Below are 17,684 nucleotides of genomic sequence, written 5' to 3'. Positions count from 1 at the left end.
ACAAGAAAATCCCCGGGGCACCAAGTGCCCCGGGGATTTTTTATGCTGCGCAGAAACGGCGTCAGTGCGGCAGCAGGATGGTCGAGCCGGTGGTCTTGCGCGCTTCCAGGTCGCGGTGCGCCTGCGCCACCTCGGACAGCGCGTAGCGCTGGCGGATGTCGATCTTGACCTTGCCGGTGGTAACGGCGTCGAACAGGTCGGCCACCATCGGCTCGAGCAGTTCGCGGTGCACCACGTAGGTCATCAGCGTCGGCCGCGTCAGCCGCAGCGAGCCCTTGTTGCCCAGCACCGACAGGTCGAACGGCGGCACCGGGCCCGAGGCATTGCCGAAGCTGACCATGGTGCCGCGCGGCGCCAGGCAGTCGAGCGAGCCGCGGAAAGTATCCGCGCCGATCGAGTCATAGACCGCCGGCACGCCCTTGCCGTTGGTGATCTCTTTGACCCGATCGACGAACGACTCGCGCGTATAGACGATGGTGTGGGCGCAGCCGTTGGCACGCGCCAGCTCGGCCTTTTCGTCGCTGCCGACGGTGCCGATCACGGTCACGCCCAGCGCCTTCAGCCACTGGCAGGCGATCAGCCCGACCCCGCCCGCGGCCGCGTGCAGCAGCACGGTGTCGCCCGGCTGCACCTTGTAGCTGTCGCGGATCAGGTACTGCGCGGTCAGCCCTTGCAGCATCATCGCCGCGGCGGTGTCGAACGGGATCGCATCGGGCAGCCGCACCACGATGTCGGCCGGCATCACCCGCACCTGCGCATAGGCGCCGGTGGGACGGCCGGCATAGGCCACGCGGTCGCCCACGGCAACGTGGCGCACGCCCTCGCCCACCGCCTCGACCACGCCGGCGCCTTCCATGCCCAGCCCGCCCGGCAGCGGCTGCTTGTACAACCCCGTGCGGAAATAGACATCGATATAGTTCAGGCCCACCGCCTCGTGGCGCACGCGCACTTCGCCGGGGCCGGGGCCGCCCACCTGTACATCGACCCACTGCATGACTTCGGGACCGCCGGTCTGCTCGATCCGGATGGCTTTGCTCATCTGCGTCGCTCCTTGTCTTGGTGAAGCATCGATCGGGAATACGGTTAACTTCAGCCGGCCTGCGCCGCGCCGTTCTCGCGCGCAAGCCCTGCCAGCAGCAGCTCGGCGCTGGCCACGTTGGTCGCGCACGGCACGTTGTGCACGTCGCAGGCGCGCACCAGCGCGTTGATATCGGGTTCGTGCGGCTGCGGCGTCATCGGGTCGCGCAGGAACACCACCGCGCTGACGCGGCCTTCGGCCAGCTGCGCGCCGATCTGCAGGTCGCCGCCCCACGGGCCCGACAGCATGCGCGTGACGTCCAGCCCGACCTCGTCGATCAGGCGCCCGCCGGTGGTGCCGGTGGCAAGCAGTTCGCACTGCGACAGAAAGGCGCGATGGCGCGCGGCGAAGGCGACGATGTCGTCCTTCTTGTGGTCATGGGCAATCAGCGCTATACGAGGCATAGTGAGCCGGGTCATCAGGGCTTCCTGGTGGCGGGGTACGGGGAACGTCGGGACACTGCCGGTCAGAACGTGCCGGGGAAGGCGCCGCCGTCGAGCAGGATGTTCTGGCCGGTGATGTAGCCGGCATGGCGGCTGCACAGGAAGGCGCAGGTGGCGCCGAACTCGGCGGGCTCGCCGAAGCGGCGCGACGGGTTGGCCGCGGCGCGCCGCTGCGCCACTTCCTCGACGCTCAGACCCGCCTTCTTCGCGCCGCCTTCCATGGTCTTGAACAGGCGGTCGGTATTGAACGGGCCGGGCAGCAGGTTGTTGATGGTGACGCCGTGCTGCGCCACTTCGCGCGCCACGCCGGCAACGAAACCGGTCAGGCCGGAGCGCGCGCCATTGGACAGGCCCAGCACATCGATCGGCGCCTTGACCGCGCCGCTGGTGATATTGATGATGCGGCCCCACTTGCGCGCGATCATGCCGTCGACGGTGGCCTTGATCAGCTCGATCGGGGTCAGCATGTTGGCGTCCAGCGCGGCCAGCCAGTCGCTGCGCTCCCAGTCGCGGAAGTTGCCCGGCGGCGGGCCGCCGGCGTTGTTGACCAGGATGTCGAGATCGCCCAGCTTGGCCACGGCGTCGAGCGCGGCCTTGCGGCCTTCGGGCGTGGTGATGTCGGTCGCCACCGCGATCACGCGGCGGCCATGGCGCGCGCGCAGGCCGGCCGCGGCCTTTTCCAGCGCCTCGGCGCCGCGCGCCACGATCACTACGTCAACGCCTTCAGCCGCCAGCGCATCGGCGCAGGCAAAGCCCAGGCCCTTGCTGGCGCCGCATACCAGCGCATGCTTGCCGCGCAGTCCCAGATCCATGTGTTTCTCCCTTGTCTGTTGTCTGTGGCGGGCCCGCGCCGCGCGGGCCCCGAATCAGGTTTTCCTTGCCGACAGCAAATACATGCCGCCCATCACCAGCGCGCTGCCGGCCAGCTGCACGCCGCTGACGGGCTCGCCCAGCAGCCAGAACGCCAGCAACAGCGTCGACACCGGCCCGATCATGCCAGCCTGCGACGCCATCGGCGCGCCGATGCGCGACACCGCCACCATGGTCAGCGACACCGGCAGCACGGTGCAGAACACCGCGTTGACCAGCGACAGCCACATCACCGGCGCCGGCTGCGCCAGCTCCGCCAGCGGCCGGCCCAGCACCAGGTACTGGATCACGCAGCACGCGGTCGACACGCACATGGCATACGCCACCAGCCGCAGCGAGCCGATGCGCCGCACCAGCTCGCCGCTCAGGATCAGGTAGATACCATAGGTGATGGCGCTGCCCAGCACCAGCGCACCGCCCAGCCACACCCGGCTGCCGCTGACATCGAGGTCATGCGCGAACACCAGCACGATGCCGGCATAGGCCAGCAGCAGCGACAGCCACTGGCGCGTGCCGATCGGCCGGCGGAACACCAGCGCGGTCACCAGCAATACGAACGATGGCGTCAGGAACAGGATCAGCCGCTCCAGCCCGGCGGTGATGTATTGCAGCCCGATGAAATCCAGGAAGCTGGACAGGTAGTAGCCGATAAAGCCGAGAAACACCACGCGGCCCCGGTCCGCCCACGACAGCGGCGCCAGCCGGCGCGACTGCCACCAGCCGATCGCCATGAACAGCGGCACCGCGAACAGCATGCGCAGCGTGATCACCATCACGGCATCGACGTTGTAGCGGTACATCAGCTTGGCGACGATGGCCTTGGCCGAAAACAGCACCGCGCCCACGGCGGCGATGACAAGCCCCGAGCGCTGCGGCGAAGGCAGCGCGGCGGGCACGGCGAGAGACTTCTGGGAGGCGGACACGAAGAATACGGGAGGAAAGCGGGCCGGCACGGCGGCCCCGCAAAACGACCCGACGATTGTATTCGAAAAGGCGCGAGGGCATCGGACGCCGCCCCGGCCGCGCGCACGCCCTGTTGCGCGGCCTTCCTCGGTATACTCGGGGTCACCTCCAGCCACCGCGCCTGCTTCGTGCCCCAGCCCGCCGACACGCCTTCCGGCAAGCCCGCCGCCGACTATGACTTCACCGAACAGGTGGGCCACCTGCTGCGGCGCGCCTACCAGCGCCATGTGGCGATCTTCCAGCAAACCATCCCGGATTCGCAGCTGACCGCGGCGCAGTTCGTGGTGCTGTGCGCGGTGCGCGACCGGCAGCCGTGCTCGATGAACGAGGTGGTGCGCGCCACCGCGATCGACCAGGCGACGGTGCGCGGCATCATCGACCGGCTGAAATCGCGCAAGCTGATCGCGGTCTCGCATGATCCCAACGACCGGCGCAAGGTCGTGGTGACGGTCACGCCCGCCGGCCTGGCCCTGATCGACGAGACCGTGCCGTTCGCGAAGGAGATCTCGGAACAGACCTTCGGCAGCCTGAATCCGGCCGAACGCGTGGCGGTGACCTACCTGCTGCGCAAGATGAGCGAGATCGATGAGGGGAATGGGGCGTAGCGCCGCATAGCGGGGCTTCCCGATACCAGCGGCTTGCTCCCCTCTCCCGCTTGCGGGAGAGGGGCCGGGGGTGAGGGCCGGCGCTGGCAATAGCGACGGCATTCACTTCGTGGAAGCTCCCGCCCTCACCCCAACCCTCTCCCGCAAGCGGGAGAGGGAGCACCCCATCAGCCCTTGGTCGATGTCGTTGACGCCATCGCCGCCAGCACCGTCTCCGGCACGAACGGCGGCCTGCGCAAACGCACCCCCAGCGCATCGAACAGCGCATTGGCAATCGCCGGCGCGCCCGGCAGCGAGGCCGATTCGCCGGCACCCAGCGGCGGCTCTGACTGGCGCGGCATCAGCACCACGTCGATCGGCGGAATCTCCGGGAAGGTCAGCAGCGGATAGCTGCCCCACTCGCGGCTGGCCACGCCGTCGGCATCGAAGCGGACTTGTTCCTTCAGCACGCGGCTGAGGGTCTGCACCACGTTGCCGTGGACCTGGTGGCGCACGCCGTCGGGATTGACGACCATGCCGGTGTCCTGCCCCACTACCACCTTGTCGATGGCGATGCGGCCCGTGCCGGCGTCGACGGACAGGTCCACCACCCATGCGGCCCACGCCGCGCCGAAGCCGGGGAAACGGCTGTGGATGTAGCGTGCATAGGCCACGCCACGGCCGCGCAGCCGGCCATCGGCATCCGGCACGCCGCGCGAACCGGCCGCGCCGCGCTGCCAGCCGGCCGCCTCGGCGACGGCGCGCAGCAGATCCGCGGCGCGCGCGTCAGGCAGGTGCCGCAGGCGGAAGTCCACCGGGTCGGCGCCCGCCGCCAGCGCCAGTTCGTCGATCACGCACTCGTGCGCGAATGCATTCGGCAGCGCCGAGACGCCGCGCAGCCATGACGCGCGCACGATCGCCGGGGTGTCGTCGCAGCCGATGCGGCGCGCGGCATAGCCGTAGGGCGGCACGGCGGTGCGGTCGCCCATTTCCAGCGTGCGCGGCGCGTTGGGCACCGCACCGGTCAGCACCAGCGCCAGCGTGGGCGCGTCGTTGGACGGATAGCGGCTGGTGAAGTCGTAGCCGAGCAGCGCGCCGTCGGCGCCGAGCGTGGCGCTGACATCCATCAGCTGGGCCGCGCCCTTGGGCTCCCACAAGTGCTCCTGCTCGCGCGACAGCTGCACGCGCACCGGCCGCCCCACCGCGCGCGACAGCAGCGCCGCGTCGGCGCAGACATCGTCGGCGCAATTGCGCCCGTAGCAGCCGGCGGCCTCCATGCGCACGATCTCGATGCGGTCCTCGCCCAGCCCGCACAGCCGGGACAGGTCGATGCGCAGCATGTGCGGATTCTGCGTGCCGGACCATACGGTCAGGCCGTCTTCGTGCCAGTCGGCCACGGCGCACGACGGGCCGATCGAGCCGTGCATCTGGTACGGCCACACATAGCGCCGCTGCAATACCGTGCCGGCGCCCGCGGCGGGCAGTTCGCCCTCGCTCAGCAGCTCGCGCCGCGTGGCCGGGTTGGCGCGCAGCGCCGGCTCCGGATCGTCCAGCGCGGGCAAGGGCGGCACCGGTTTCCAGCGCACGCGCAGCCGGCGCGCGGCCTGCACCGCGTATTCCTCGCGCTCGGCCACCACGCCGACAAAGTCGCCCTGCACCACGACCTCGACCAGGCCCGGCACGTCGCGCACCGAATCCCGGTCGACTTCCAGCAGGCTGTTGCCGACGAAGCCGCCGCTGTCGCGCCCCGCATACGGCGGGCGCACCACGCGGCCGTGCAGCATGCCGGGCACGCGCACGTCATGGACAAAGGTCAGTGCGCCGCGGGCCTTGTCGGGGATATCGACGCGCGGCGCCGCGCGGCCGACGATGCGGTAGGCTTCGACGGGCTTGGTCAGCACGTCTTCGGCAAGCGGCAGTTCCACGTGCTCGCCCGCAACCAGCGCTCCATAGCCGATGCTGGCCTGCGTGCCGCGCACGCGGAACACGCCGTCTTGCGCTTCCACCGCGGCAGCGTCCACACCCAGCTGCCGCGCCGCGCGCGCCTGCAGCCACGCGCGTGCCTGCGCGGCGGCGCGGCGCAGCGGCAGCGCCGAGATCTGGATCGACGCGCTGGCGATGGTCGGGCCCTGGTTGGGCGTGGCTTCGGTATGGCCCAGCACCATGCGCACGTGGCCGAACGGTACGTCGAGTTCTTCGGCGACAATCTGCGCCAGCGCGGTGCGGATGCCGGTGCCGAGGTCGACGTGGCCGTTGAAGGCCAGCACCTCGCCGCTGTCGCGCACGGCGATAAACACGTCCGGCAGCGCCGGCACATAGTCAGACGCGGCGCCGGGCTGGCCCGGCGCCGGGCGCGCGGCCGGCTGCGGGGCGCGCGTGACCAGCAGCACGCCGGTGGCCTGCTGCAGCGCCAGGCGCAGCGCGCGCGGCGTGGCGGCGTCGGCCTGTGCCGGGGGTTGCAGCTGGGTTGCGGTCATCGTTCTCCTCTCTCCTTCGCCAGCCGCCGCGCGGGGCCGCCGTTATACTGCCAGCCAACAGGCACACGGCAAGAACACCCACCATGACCACCAAGACTGCGGCCGCGCCCGCCACCCGTCGGGCGGCAGCCGGCACCCGGGCCCGGCAGGCGCAGGACAGCCGCGAGCGCATCCTGAAGGCTGCCATCAAGGTCTTCGCCCAGCGCGGCTACGACGGCGGCCGCATCGAACGGATCTCGTCGCTGGCCAAGACCTACGACCGGATGATCTACTACTACTTCGGCAGCAAGGAGAAGCTGTTCGTCGAAGTGCTGGAGACCATCTACCTGCAGCTCAACCAGGCCGAGCAGCAGCTCGAGCATGAACTCGACGCCGCCGACCCCGTGCGCGCGCTGTCGCAGCTGATCGACTTCGTCTGGCAGTACTACCTGGACCACCCCGAGTTCGTCGCCATCCTGACCAGCGAGAACATGAGCCAGGGCAAGCACGCGAAGAAGTCGGTGCGGCTGCGCGAGATCTCCAGCTATGCGCTCTCCGTGCTCGACGGCATCCTCGCGCGCGGCAAGGCCGCCGGCCTGTTCCGCGCGGATGCGCAAGCGCGCGACGTCTACCTGGTAATCGCCTCGCTTGGCTACTTCTACAACTCCAACCATCATACGCTCAGCGCCTTCCTGGGCGAGCCCATGATGAGCCCGCCCGCGCTGGCACACTGGCGCGATGTGATCCAGCAGACCGCGCTGCGCGCGGTGGCCGTGCCCGGCGCCGTGCCGGATGGGCAGGCTGCGCCGCCCGCCGCGCCGCGCAAGGCGGCACGCGGCAAGCGCGCGGCGGCGGGCTGACTCTCACCCGGGTCTTCCTCGATCAGGCTCAGGCGGCGGCGCGCACGCCTGCCACCTGCGCCAGCGCTTCGTCGCGCGTCAGCACCGTGGCGTACTTCTGCGCCATGTCGAACAGGTTGGCATCGTGCGGCCCCAGCGCGCGGTCGCCCACGCAATCCGACACCACCAGCGGGCGGAAGCCCAGCGACATCGCATCGACCACGCTGGCGCGCACGCAGCCGCTGGTGACGCAGCCGGCCACCAGCAGCGTCTGCACGCCGCGCTGGGTCAGCCAGGCCGCCAGCGAGGTGCCGAAGAACGCCGACGGCACCGTCTTGCGCACCACCAGTTCGCCCGCCGCGGGCGCCAGTTCAGGGACGATCTGGCTGTTGTGGCCGGCTTCCTTCAGCGTCAGCATGCCCGGCACCTTCAGCGTGAAGATGTTGTGGTCGCTGTCGTCGTCGGCAAACACGATGCGGCTGTGCGCCACCGGCCAGCCCTGCTCGCGCGCGGCGCGCAGCAGCGGCTGGGTATTGCGGATGGCTTCGGGGATATTGCCGCCGCCGAACACCGCCGGATCGGCAAAGCCGTTGACGAAGTCGATGATCAGCAGCCCGTACGGCGCTTTCAGTTCCATGCTGGCGCCAAAGCCCTGGCGCTGGTAAGTCTGCACTGCGTCATCCATGGCGCGCATCCTGGTTGGCCTTGTAGAGCGATGCGGACGGCGCATGGTGGCCGTCCATCACCTTGCCGCGCACCACCACCGGCTCGCCGTCGAGGCTGACGGTGCAGTGGCGCACGGGAATATCGATATGGCAGGCGGTGGTGCGGCTGCCGCCGGCTTCGTTGTTGGGGCCGAACGAGCACAGGAAGTTGCCCTCGTAGGCGCGCGCATCCATGCCGATGGTGGCCTCGCGGTCGTACATCGCCAGCGCCGACCAGCTCGCGCGCGGCTGCAGGCCCCAGCCGATATGCGACATCGCATACGCTTCCGGGTCGTTGAACGACGCCATGTAGTCGGCCAGCAGCTCGGCATCGACGCCGCCTTCGATGCGGCGCACGTAGCCGGCCTCGACCGTGATGCGGATCGGCGCCTGCAGATAGGACTTCATCGGCAGCAGGATGTCGCCGCGGTCCAGCACGATGGTGCCGTCGGTGCCGCCCTCGTCCGGCCAGGTCAGCACGAAGCCGCTCGGCCAGTGGTCCCAGCGCCCGGGCTCGTCGACAAAACCATATTCGCTGATGGCGGGGAATTCGCCCAGGCGGCAGCGCAGGTCCATGCCGGCGTCTGACACGATATGCATCTCGCGCGCCTTGCCCAGGCGCTGCGTGGCGGCCTTGACGCGGGCGCGGTCGGCCTCGGTCGGCACCAGCCGCGCCAGCACTTCGGGCGGCTCCACGGCCAGCAGGATTTTGGTGCCGCCGGACAGGATCTCGTGCTGCTCTGGCGAGAACAGCAGCGTCATCAGGTCCAGCACCAGGTCGCTGGCCTTGAGCGCGGCGATCGCCGCGGGATTGCCGGTCAGCGGCGTGGTTCCCAGATAGGCCAGCGCATCGCGGCTCAGCGCCTTTTCGCCATTGACCGGCGGCAGGTCGAGCCGGTTGACGATGGCGCCCATCGATGCCGCCGCCACCATCGCGGTGCGCAGCGTCTGCGGATGCGTGGCGGCGCCGGTCAGCACGGTGACGGTCTGTCCCGGCTCAAGCTTCGACAGCGTCAGCACCTGCTTCCACGCCGCGGTCAGGTCGTAATCGCTTACGGGCATGTTCGCTCCTTGTTCAGTTCAGCGCCGCACCCAGGAAGTCGCCGAAGGCGCGGTAGAAGCCGGCCTCGTCGTCCCACGGGATCATGTGGCCGGCATCGGCAACATGCGCCACCAGCAAGGCCGGCAGCAGCGTACGCATCTCCTGCACGTCTTCGACGCGGATCACGTCGCCGCGGCCCGCGGTCATCAGCAGCGCCGGCACGGCCACTTGCGGCAGGTCGGCGTGGATATCGTCTTCATGGAAGCCGTTGAAGCTGGCCAGGATGGCGCGCTCGTCGCAGGTATGCAGCCACTGCGCGCGCAGGCGCAGCTGGTCTTCGGTCCAGGTCGGGCAGAAGCGGCGCATGCCTTCGGCGTCGATGCCCTGCTGCGCCAGCCGGATCGAATCGATGTACCACGGCAGTTGCGACGGGTAGGCGCGGCGTCCCGGGCCCGACACCGGCGGATCGACCAGCACCAGCCGGGTCAGGCCCGCGGGCTTGCCGCGCGCGGCGCGGATGCCGATGCGCGCGCCCATCGAATGGCCGACGATGGCATAGCGCTGCAGCCCGAGCGCTTGTGCAAGCGCGATCACGTCGGCGGCCTGCGCATCGATGCTGTAATCCAGTTCAGGGCCGGCCTGCGACAGCCCGCGGCCGCGCACGTCGAGCACATAGGTATCGAACTGCTGCCCGAAGCGCTCGCCGACAAAGCCCCAGGTCACCGCGGGGCTGGTGATGCCCGGCACGATGATGACGGCATCGCGCCGCGCGCGCTCGCCCTGCTGTCCGCCATAGCGCAGGTAGTGCTGGCGGATGCCGTTGGCGTGGACGTTGGCGCCGTAGAGAAAAGTACTGTCTGCCATGGCCCGCCCCTTCAGTACGCGCCCGACAGCAGCGCACCCGCGCCCGGCACCACCGGCTCCAGCCCCAGGCGCTTGAGCAGCGCATAGGTGGTGGCGACGGCAGCGGTCACGACCGGCTTGCCGGTCATGGCCTCGACCCTGGCCACCGCGGGCAGCGATGGCATCTGCACGCAGGCGGACAGCACGATCACGTCGGCATCGGCGGTGTTCATCTGCGCGACGATCTCCGGCAGCTTCGCCGGATCGTGGCGGCCGACTTCCAGGTTGTCGGGGATCTCCAGCGCGCGGTAGTCGACCACCTCGTAGCCTTCGTTGCGGATGTAGTCGACCACCAGTTCGGTCAGCGGCTTCATGTAGGGGGCCACCACCGCGATGCGCTTCGCGCCCATCACCTTGAGCGCATCGACCAGCGCGCCGGCGCTGGTGATCACCGGTGCGTCGCCGCCGTTCTCGGCGGTATGCGCCTGCAGGCGCTGCTCGGAGACGCGGTGGTAGCCGTGGCCCATCGCCATGATCGCCACCAGGCAGGCGTAGCCGAGCACGTCGACGCGGGCGTCGCTCAGCTCCACCGCGCAGCGGTCGGATTCGGCATCCATGGCGGCCAGCTCTTCCTTGACCACCTTCTTCATCCGCATCCGGCTCGAATGGAAGGTGAAGCGCTCCGGGCGCACCAGCTGGCGCGCGGCCAGCATCGCCGGGATCTCGGTTTCCATGGTGGTGTTGGAGCTCGGCACGATCTGGCCGATTCGGAAAACTTTCTGCACTGTCGACTCCGTCATCTGTTTGTCTGCCCTTGGTTGCGCTGTGGTCGCGCTGTCGGTCTGTCCGCCTGCATCGGCCCGGGGCCGGCATGCTGCGATTGATTGTAGTGTACACACTTTATCTGTGCAAACAGATTCTGCGCCTGCGCGGATTCACTCGTTCAGTGCATTCTGAATGAATGAATCCCTGTTTTTGCGCATGAATTCGCCATTGCAGCGCATCATGGCCGAGCGATCACATCGCGATCAGGGTTTTCCATAGGTTGGGAAGATTTCGCCTTTACCTTGATATTTTGAGTGTGTACACTCGTTTTCAACGGTCGGCCGCATGGCCGCCCCAGCCCCCATCGACCTTGTGTCATTGCCAGGAGAAATAACGTGCAAGGCAAACCGCGAATCGCAGTCGTCGGCGCCGGACTCGGAGGGACGGCCGCGGCCGCCCTGCTGCAGCGAGCCGGCTTCCAAGTCAGGTTGTATGAGCAGGCACCGGCGTTCTCGCGCCTGGGCGCGGGCATCCATGTCGGGCCCAATGTGATGAAGATCATGCGGCGCATCGGCATCGAGGACGCGCTCAACGCCATGGGTTGCCACCCCGACTACTGGTACAGCCGCGACGGCCTCACCGGCGAGGTGATCGCGCAGATCCCGCTGGGCGACTATGCGGTGCGCCACTACGGCGCCAGCTACCTGACCGTGCACCGCGGCGACTTCCACAAGCTGCTGACCGACGCGGTCGCCCCGGGCACGCTGTTCTTCGACAAGAAGCTGGAAAGCGTCACCGACCAGGGCGATGTGGTGCAGCTGCGCTTCACCGACGGCACCGTCGAAGAGGCCGATATCGTGATCGGCGCCGACGGCGTCAATTCGCGCATCCGCGAGACCCTGCTGGGCGCCGAGCCGCCCAAGTACACCGGCTACGTGGCGCACCGCGCGGTGTTCCCGATCGCGCGCGTCAAGGGCTTCACGCACGAGCGCTGCACCAAGTGGTGGACCGATGACCGCCACATGATGGTCTACTTCGATACCAGCAAGCTCGACGAGATCTACTACGTCACCGGCGTGCCCGATCCCGAATGGGATATGAGCAAGAGCTGGGTGCCGAGCAGCATCGAAGAGATGCGCGCGGCCTTCGACGGCTGGCACGAAGGCGTGCAATCGCTGATCGAGGGCACCGTCGAAGTGACCAAGTGGCCGCTACTGGAGCGCGACCCGCTGCCGCTGTGGAGCCGCGGCCGCCTGGTGCTGCTGGGCGACGCCTGCCACCCGATGAAGCCGCACATGGCGCAGGGCGCCGCGATGGCGATCGAGGATGCCGCCATGCTGACGCGCTGCTTCACCGAGGCCGGCACCGACGACTACGCCAGCGCCTTCGCGCTGTACGAGGCCAACCGCGCCGAGCGCGCCGGCAAGGTCCAGCTGGTTTCGCACAACAACACCTGGCTGCGCAGCAACGAGAACCCGGACTGGTGTTTCGGCTACGATGTGTTCAACGTGCCGCTGGTGCCGGCCGGGAGCAAGCCGCTGTCCGTAGCCGCCTGATCGCCTGACCGCCCTGCCCGCCGCCGCCCCTCGCCAACGAAGGGGCGCGGCGCCGCGATGCGTGATGTTCAAACCGCCCCCAGCCCCCGATGAACACGCCCCGCCCCCTGACCCTGCAGGTCAACCACGCCGAGCACACGCTCGACGTCGCGCCTGACACGCCGCTGCTCTACATCCTGCGCAACGACCTGTGCTGCAACGGGCCCAAGTATGGTTGCGGCCTGGGCCAGTGCGGCGCCTGCACGGTGCTGGTGGACGGCCTGCCCGCGCGTTCCTGCGTGCTGCCGGTCAGGGCCGCGGTCGGCCACGCGGTGACCACGCTCGAGGGGCTGGGCACGGCACAGCAGCCCGACCCGGTGCAGCAGGCCTTTATCGACGAGCAGGCCGCGCAATGCGGCTACTGCCTGAACGGCATGATCATGACCGCCAAGGCGCTGCTGGCACGCAATCCCGATCCCGACGAAGCCCAGATCCGCGAAGCCTTGCGCTTCAACCTGTGCCGCTGCGGCACCCATGTGGAAATCGTGCGCGCGGTCCGGCGCGCCGCGCTGCTGCAGCGGCAGGCCGCGCAAGGGGCTGCGTCGTGAGCGCGGGCCTCGTGCCGGCCGCTGCGGCGGACACCGCATTGACCGCCGGCCTGCCGCCACGCGCCGCCGATTGCCTGGTGGCACACGTGCTGACGCCGCCCGGCTTGCGCTGGGTGGGCGGCGCACCGCTCGCGGCGCGCCTGCTGCACGCCGAGCGCGACGCCGCGCTGGCGCTGGCCGGCATCCGCGCGGTGGTGGTCCGCAACAACTTTGCCGGCGTCGCCGCGGTCTCGGCGGCGCAAGGCGCCGACGCAGCACGGGCCCTGCGCGCGCGCTGGTCCGCCCCGCCCCGCGCCGACACCACGCCGGCGGCACGCCACACGCTGGCGCAGCGCGGCGATGCCGCCGACGCGCTAAGGCACTCCGGCGCACGCTACACGCAGCACTACCAGTGGCCGCTTGCAGGCACCCATGACGAAGCCTGCTGCACCGCCGTCGCCGACTGGCGCGACGGCACGCTGACCGTATGGCTGCCCGTCACGCGCCCCGGCGCGCTGCGCGCCGAACTCGCCGCGCTGCTGGGCCTCGCGCCAGCGCAGGTGCAACTGGTCTGCTGGCAGGCGCCCGACGACCGCGCCGACCCCGCGCTGCTGGCACCGCACGCCGCCGCCGACGCGGCACTGCTTGCCCATGCCAGCGGGCAACCGGTGGTGCGGCGGCTGCGCGCATCCGATGCAGGGCTGGCCGATGCCGCGCTCGATCTGCGCATCGATAGCGCGCGCACCGACGCCGCCATCGACGCCTATGCCGCAACGCTGGCAGGCGCCACGGCCCCGGCCGCGCCGCTGGCGCTGTGGCTGACGCATACGCGCGCGCCGGTGACGGACAGCATCGATATGCGCGATGCCGGCGATGCTGCGCTACCGCCCTATCGCATCCCCGACGTCGAAGTGGCCGTGTCCGGCGACCCCAGCGCGTTCACAGCCGCACCGTTGACGACAGCGCGCGCACAGGTCTTCGCGCGCGAATCCCATCTTGACGAGCTGGCCGCCGCTGCGGATGCCAACCCGGTGGCGCTGCGCCTCGCGCACCTGGACGACCCGCGTGGTACCGCGCTGGTGCGGCAGGTGGCCGAGCGCGCCGGCTGGGACCCGGCCGCGCCCCGCGCTACGCCTGCCGCGGGCAACGTGCGGCGCGGCCGCGGCTTTGCCTACGCCCACACCATCGACCACGATGCCGGCCAGAGCTGGTCGGCGTGGGTCGCCGAGGTCGAGGTCGACGGCAGCACAGGCGAGCTGGCCGTCACGCGCGTCACGGTCGGCCATGACAGCGAAGCGCTGCCGCGGCCGCCAGCCGCCGCCGCGCGCTCGATCGAGCAGGACGTCGCTGCCGCCGCGCTGCAGCTGACCGCCGCCACGCCGGCCTTCGACAGCTGGCCCGCCGACGCGCGCCATGCCGGCGAGACCCTGCCCGCACGGCCAGCGCAGGCGCTGCCGGAAGTGCGGCTGGCCGGCACGCTCGCCACGCACGACGCGCTCGCTGCCGGCCCCACCGATTCGCTGCCGGCCGCCGCCGCCGTGGCCAATGCCATCTTCGACGCGACCGGCGTGCGCCTGCGCAAGCCACCGTTCAGCGCCGAACGCATCCGCCTGGCGCTGGCCGAGGCCAATCCCGGCAACAAGAACAGGAAGCGCGGCTGGATCGCAGCGGCCGCCGCCGCTGCCGCCGGCCTGTGCGCCACGGTGTTGCCCTGGCGCGCACCGATCGCGCCGGTGGCGCCGCCCGAGCCCGGCTTCTATTCCGCCGCCACGCTCGAACGCGGCCGGCTGGTGGCCGCCGCCGGCGACTGCGCGGTCTGCCATACCGCGCCGGGCGGCGCGAAGAACGCCGGCGGCCTGCCGCTGGAAACGCCCTTCGGCACGGTCTACAGCACCAACATCACGCCGGACGTGCAGACCGGCATCGGCAACTGGTCGTTCGCCGCGTTCGAGCGCGCCATGCGCGAAGGCATCCACCGCGACGGGCGGCGCCTGTATCCGGCGTTCCCGTACACCGCCTTCGCCAAGATCAGCGACGGCGACATGCAGGCCTTGTACGGGTACCTGATGTCGGCCGAGCCGGTGCAATCGGCCGTGCCGCGGACGCAGCTCGCGTTCCCGTTCAACCTGCGCCCGCTGCTGGCCGGCTGGAACCTGCTGTTCCATCGCAATGAACGCTTTACGCCGGACCCGGCGCGCTCGGCGCAATGGAACCGCGGCGCTTACCTTGCGGAAGGACTGGGCCACTGCAGCGCCTGCCATTCGCCGCGCAACGCGCTCGGCGCGGAGCAAGGCGGGCGCCGCTACCTGACCGGCGGCAGCGCCGAAGGCTGGGAAGCGCCGGCGCTGACCGCGCTGTCGCAGGCCCCGGTGCCGTGGACCGAGGCCGCGCTGTTCACCTACCTGCGCGGCGGCTATGCGCCGCACCATGGCGCCGCGGCGGGACCGATGGCGCCCGTGGTGGAGGAACTCGCACAGCTGCCCGAGGACGACGTGCGCGCGATCGCGCACTACGTGGCCTCGTTCGGCGCGCCTGCGCCGGCACCGTCGGTGCTGGCCGCGCAGGCGGCGCAGGTCGAGCAGCGCAGCGAGCAGGCCGCGCGCACGCTGGGCGGGCCCGCCGAACGCCTGTACCAGAGCGCGTGCGCGGTCTGCCACCAGTCCGACCAGGGCATCGCGCAATTCGGCGTGAAGCCGTCGCTGGCGCTCAATACCAACCTGCACAGCAAGCTGCCGGACAACGTGATCCAGGTACTGCTGCGCGGCATGCCGGCGCCGCCCAACAGCGAGCTGGGCGCGATGCCGGCCTATGCCGACACGCTCGACGACCAGCAGATCGCGCAACTGGCGCAATACCTGCGCGCGCGTTTTGCGCCCGACAAACCCGCATGGCAGGACCTGGAGAACACCGTCGCGCGCCTGCGCGCGGCGCCTGCCCACTGACGCGCGCAGACCGCGCGCGCCGCCGGCGGCGCCTGGCATGCGGCGCGCGGGAAAACCCCGAGGAGAGAAACGCAATTCGGCCTTGCCCGCCAGTTTCATGTAGCTTACGCTGAACGATCATGTAGTGCGCACTACATGAGTGCCAGCAGGCACGCAGCGGTGCCTCCCCGCACAAGGACGGCGCGCCGCACGCGGCGGACAAGAACACAAAACCATAAGACCGGCCCTTTACCTCACCGGACGCGCTGGCCCCGGGGCTTGCATAGTCCCGCCAGACCAACCGGGAGACCGGGCCTGACCAAACCAAGGGTAGACAACCAGGAGTGACTATGTCGTATCAGTACCAGGAAGCTGTTGCAGGCGTGCTACCGGGTTAGTTCGAGCCGCGCCAGGCGGAAAGCCATCGCCCAGGTCGAAATGCAGCGCGGCGCCTTTGCATGCCGCGGCAGCCGGCACGACGTGCCGGCCGGTTTCGAACCCCACGGCCTTCCGAGTTCCAGAACCAGCCTATAAAGACAGGTAGACAAACATGTCGTCATCCATTTCATCCATGGCCACCACGACCATCCCGGACGCCACGCTAGGCTCGCCCCCGCAGCCCGGCGCGCGCGCCGCGTCGTCGCAAACCATCACGATCGAGCAAGGCATCCGCGCGGCCGGCGTCGGCCGCTTCCAGTACCGGCTGTTCGTCATTTTCGGGCTGGTCTGGCTCGCCGACGCGATGCAGGTGCTGTCGATCGGCTTCACCGCACCGTCGATTGCCGCGACCTTCGGCATTCCGGTGCCGACGGCGCTGCAGACCGGCACCATGTTCTTCGTCGGCATGCTGATCGGCGCCTTCGTGTTCGGCCGGCTGGCCGACCGCATCGGCCGCCGCCCGGTGCTGATGATGGCGGTGGTCATCGACGCCATCTGCGGCGTGGCTTCCGCGTTCGCGCCGGACTTCCAGTGGCTGCTGCTGCTGCGCTTCCTGACCGGCATCGGCGTCGGCGGCACCTTGCCGGTCGACTACACCATGATGGCCGAGTTCCTGCCGTCGGACCGGCGCGGCCGCTGGCTGGTGCTGCTGGAATCGTTCTGGGCGGTCGGCACCATCCTGCTGGCGATCCTGGCGCTGATCGCGGTGTCGCGCGGCGACGATGCCTGGCGGCTGATCTTCCTGGTCACCGGCATCCCGGCGCTGGTCGGCGTGGTGTTCCGCTTCTTCGTTCCCGAGTCGCCGCTCTACCTGAACCGGTCCGGGCGCTCCGAAGAGGCGCGCGCGGTGCTGCAGCGGGTGGCCGCGGCCAACCGCGTCCCGGTGGAAATCGGCACGCTGGCGCCGCAGAAGGCGGAGCGCAAATCGGTGTTCGCGCTGTTCGCGGCCGGATGCCGGCGCCGCACCATCTGCCTGCTGGTGGCGTGGATGCTGATCTCGATCGCTTATTACGGGGTCTTCGTCTACCTGCCGGTGAAGCTGGCGGGCCAGGGCTTCGGCTTTATGCGCGGCCAGGTGTTCCTGATCGTGCTGGCGCTGGTGCAGCTGCCCGGATTCGCGCTGGCCGCGCACGGCGTCGAGCGCTGGGGCCGCAAGCCGACGCTGATCGGCTTCCTGCTGCTGAGCGCGGCCGGGTGCATGCTGTACAGCCTGGGCACGTCGCCGGCGCTGGTGATCGGTTCGACCCTGCTGATGAGCTTCTCGCTGCTCGGCACCTGGGGCGCGCTGTACGCCTTTACGCCGGAGGTGTACCCGACCGACCTGCGCGCCAGCGGCATGGGCACCGCGGGTGCGATGGCGCGCTTCGGCGGCCTGTTCGCCCCTTCCATCGTCGCGCCGATCATGGCCAGCCAGTTCACGCTGGCGCTGGCGCTGCTGTCCTCGTTCCTGGCAGTGGCGGCGCTGGCCATCTTCCTGGTGGATATCGAGTCGAAGGACCGCGCCCTCGACTAGCCGAGGGCGCCACAGCGGGCCGCTGCCGGGCGTGGCGGCCCGCTTCCATTACAATCCGGCTGCAACGGCGCGGCGCGTGGAGTCCATCCGATCTCGCGCGCCC

At 69.9% G+C, this 17,684-nt stretch carries 15 protein-coding genes; 6 read left to right on the top strand and 9 right to left on the bottom strand.

Features of this window, described 5'->3' with window-relative positions; genetic code table 11:
• Positions 1–61: 61 nt before the first annotated feature.
• From CBM2594_RS05470 to CBM2594_RS05455, 4 genes are read right to left on the bottom strand one after another with little or no spacing between them, the layout of a single operon-like run.
• Positions 62–1,039, bottom strand: coding sequence for a quinone oxidoreductase family protein (locus CBM2594_RS05470; protein WP_116355955.1), 978 nt, complete (start codon positions 1,037–1,039; stop codon positions 62–64).
• A 50-nt stretch (positions 1,040–1,089) separates the two neighbouring features.
• On the bottom strand, positions 1,090–1,497 hold the full coding sequence (locus CBM2594_RS05465; protein WP_116355954.1) for a methylglyoxal synthase: 408 nt from the start codon (positions 1,495–1,497) through the stop codon (positions 1,090–1,092).
• A gap of 47 nt (positions 1,498–1,544) precedes the next feature.
• Positions 1,545–2,333: an SDR family oxidoreductase gene (locus tag CBM2594_RS05460; RefSeq protein WP_116355953.1), complete on the bottom strand. Its 789-nt coding sequence runs from the start codon at positions 2,331–2,333 to the stop codon at positions 1,545–1,547.
• A gap of 54 nt (positions 2,334–2,387) precedes the next feature.
• A complete protein-coding gene (locus CBM2594_RS05455; protein WP_116357700.1) occupies positions 2,388–3,275 on the bottom strand; it encodes a DMT family transporter in 888 nt (295 codons plus the stop codon).
• Positions 3,276–3,482: 207 nt separating this feature from the next.
• Here CBM2594_RS05455 and CBM2594_RS05450 point away from each other — a divergent pair, with 207 nt between their 5' ends.
• Positions 3,483–3,959 (top strand): MarR family winged helix-turn-helix transcriptional regulator, encoded by a 477-nt coding sequence (locus CBM2594_RS05450; protein ID WP_115706338.1) that lies wholly within the window; start codon positions 3,483–3,485, stop codon positions 3,957–3,959.
• A gap of 167 nt (positions 3,960–4,126) precedes the next feature.
• Here CBM2594_RS05450 and CBM2594_RS05445 read toward each other — a convergent pair whose 3' ends face one another.
• A complete protein-coding gene (locus CBM2594_RS05445; RefSeq protein ID WP_116355952.1) occupies positions 4,127–6,415 on the bottom strand; it encodes a xanthine dehydrogenase family protein molybdopterin-binding subunit in 2,289 nt (762 codons plus the stop codon).
• An 83-nt stretch (positions 6,416–6,498) separates the two neighbouring features.
• On the opposite strand from CBM2594_RS05445, the gene CBM2594_RS05440 reads away from it, so the two are divergent.
• Positions 6,499–7,254 carry a TetR/AcrR family transcriptional regulator gene (locus CBM2594_RS05440; protein WP_116355951.1) on the top strand — a complete coding sequence of 252 codons (756 nt, stop codon included), beginning with the start codon at positions 6,499–6,501 and terminating at the stop codon, positions 7,252–7,254.
• Between the two features lie 28 nt (positions 7,255–7,282).
• Here CBM2594_RS05440 and CBM2594_RS05435 read toward each other — a convergent pair whose 3' ends face one another.
• The 4 genes from CBM2594_RS05435 to CBM2594_RS05420 are packed head-to-tail and all read right to left on the bottom strand — an operon-like array spanning position 7,283 to position 10,607.
• Positions 7,283–7,918, bottom strand: coding sequence for an N-carbamoylsarcosine amidohydrolase (locus CBM2594_RS05435; RefSeq protein WP_116357699.1), 636 nt, complete (start codon positions 7,916–7,918; stop codon positions 7,283–7,285).
• Complete coding sequence (locus tag CBM2594_RS05430) at positions 7,911–8,999, bottom strand: 2,5-dihydroxypyridine 5,6-dioxygenase (protein ID WP_116355950.1); 1,089 nt, start codon at positions 8,997–8,999, stop codon at positions 7,911–7,913. Before CBM2594_RS05430 ends, CBM2594_RS05435 begins: the two co-directional genes overlap by 8 nt.
• A 13-nt stretch (positions 9,000–9,012) precedes the next feature.
• Entirely contained in the window at positions 9,013–9,843 is an 831-nt protein-coding gene (locus tag CBM2594_RS05425) for an alpha/beta fold hydrolase (protein WP_116355949.1), read from the bottom strand.
• 11 nt (positions 9,844–9,854) lie between these two features.
• A complete protein-coding gene (locus tag CBM2594_RS05420; protein WP_116355948.1) occupies positions 9,855–10,607 on the bottom strand; it encodes an Asp/Glu racemase in 753 nt (250 codons plus the stop codon).
• A 375-nt stretch (positions 10,608–10,982) separates the two neighbouring features.
• On the opposite strand from CBM2594_RS05420, the gene CBM2594_RS05415 reads away from it, so the two are divergent.
• The 4 genes from CBM2594_RS05415 (at position 10,983) to CBM2594_RS05400 (ending at position 17,581) form a co-directional block, all read left to right on the top strand.
• A complete protein-coding gene (locus tag CBM2594_RS05415; RefSeq protein WP_116355947.1) occupies positions 10,983–12,143 on the top strand; it encodes an FAD-dependent monooxygenase in 1,161 nt (386 codons plus the stop codon).
• 89 nt (positions 12,144–12,232) lie between these two features.
• Positions 12,233–12,730, top strand: coding sequence for a (2Fe-2S)-binding protein (locus CBM2594_RS05410; protein ID WP_116355946.1), 498 nt, complete (start codon positions 12,233–12,235; stop codon positions 12,728–12,730).
• Entirely contained in the window at positions 12,727–15,651 is a 2,925-nt protein-coding gene (locus CBM2594_RS05405; protein ID WP_116355945.1) for a c-type cytochrome, read from the top strand. The genes CBM2594_RS05410 and CBM2594_RS05405 overlap by 4 nt, the downstream gene beginning before the upstream one ends.
• Positions 15,652–16,180: 529 nt before the next feature.
• Complete coding sequence (locus tag CBM2594_RS05400) at positions 16,181–17,581, top strand: MFS transporter (protein WP_217449901.1); 1,401 nt, start codon at positions 16,181–16,183, stop codon at positions 17,579–17,581.
• Positions 17,582–17,684 lie beyond the last annotated feature (103 nt).

It is taken from the genome of Cupriavidus taiwanensis (assembly GCF_900249755.1).
Lineage (GTDB): Bacteria > Pseudomonadota > Gammaproteobacteria > Burkholderiales > Burkholderiaceae > Cupriavidus > Cupriavidus taiwanensis_D.
This window is presented reverse-complemented; position numbering and strand designations above follow the sequence as displayed.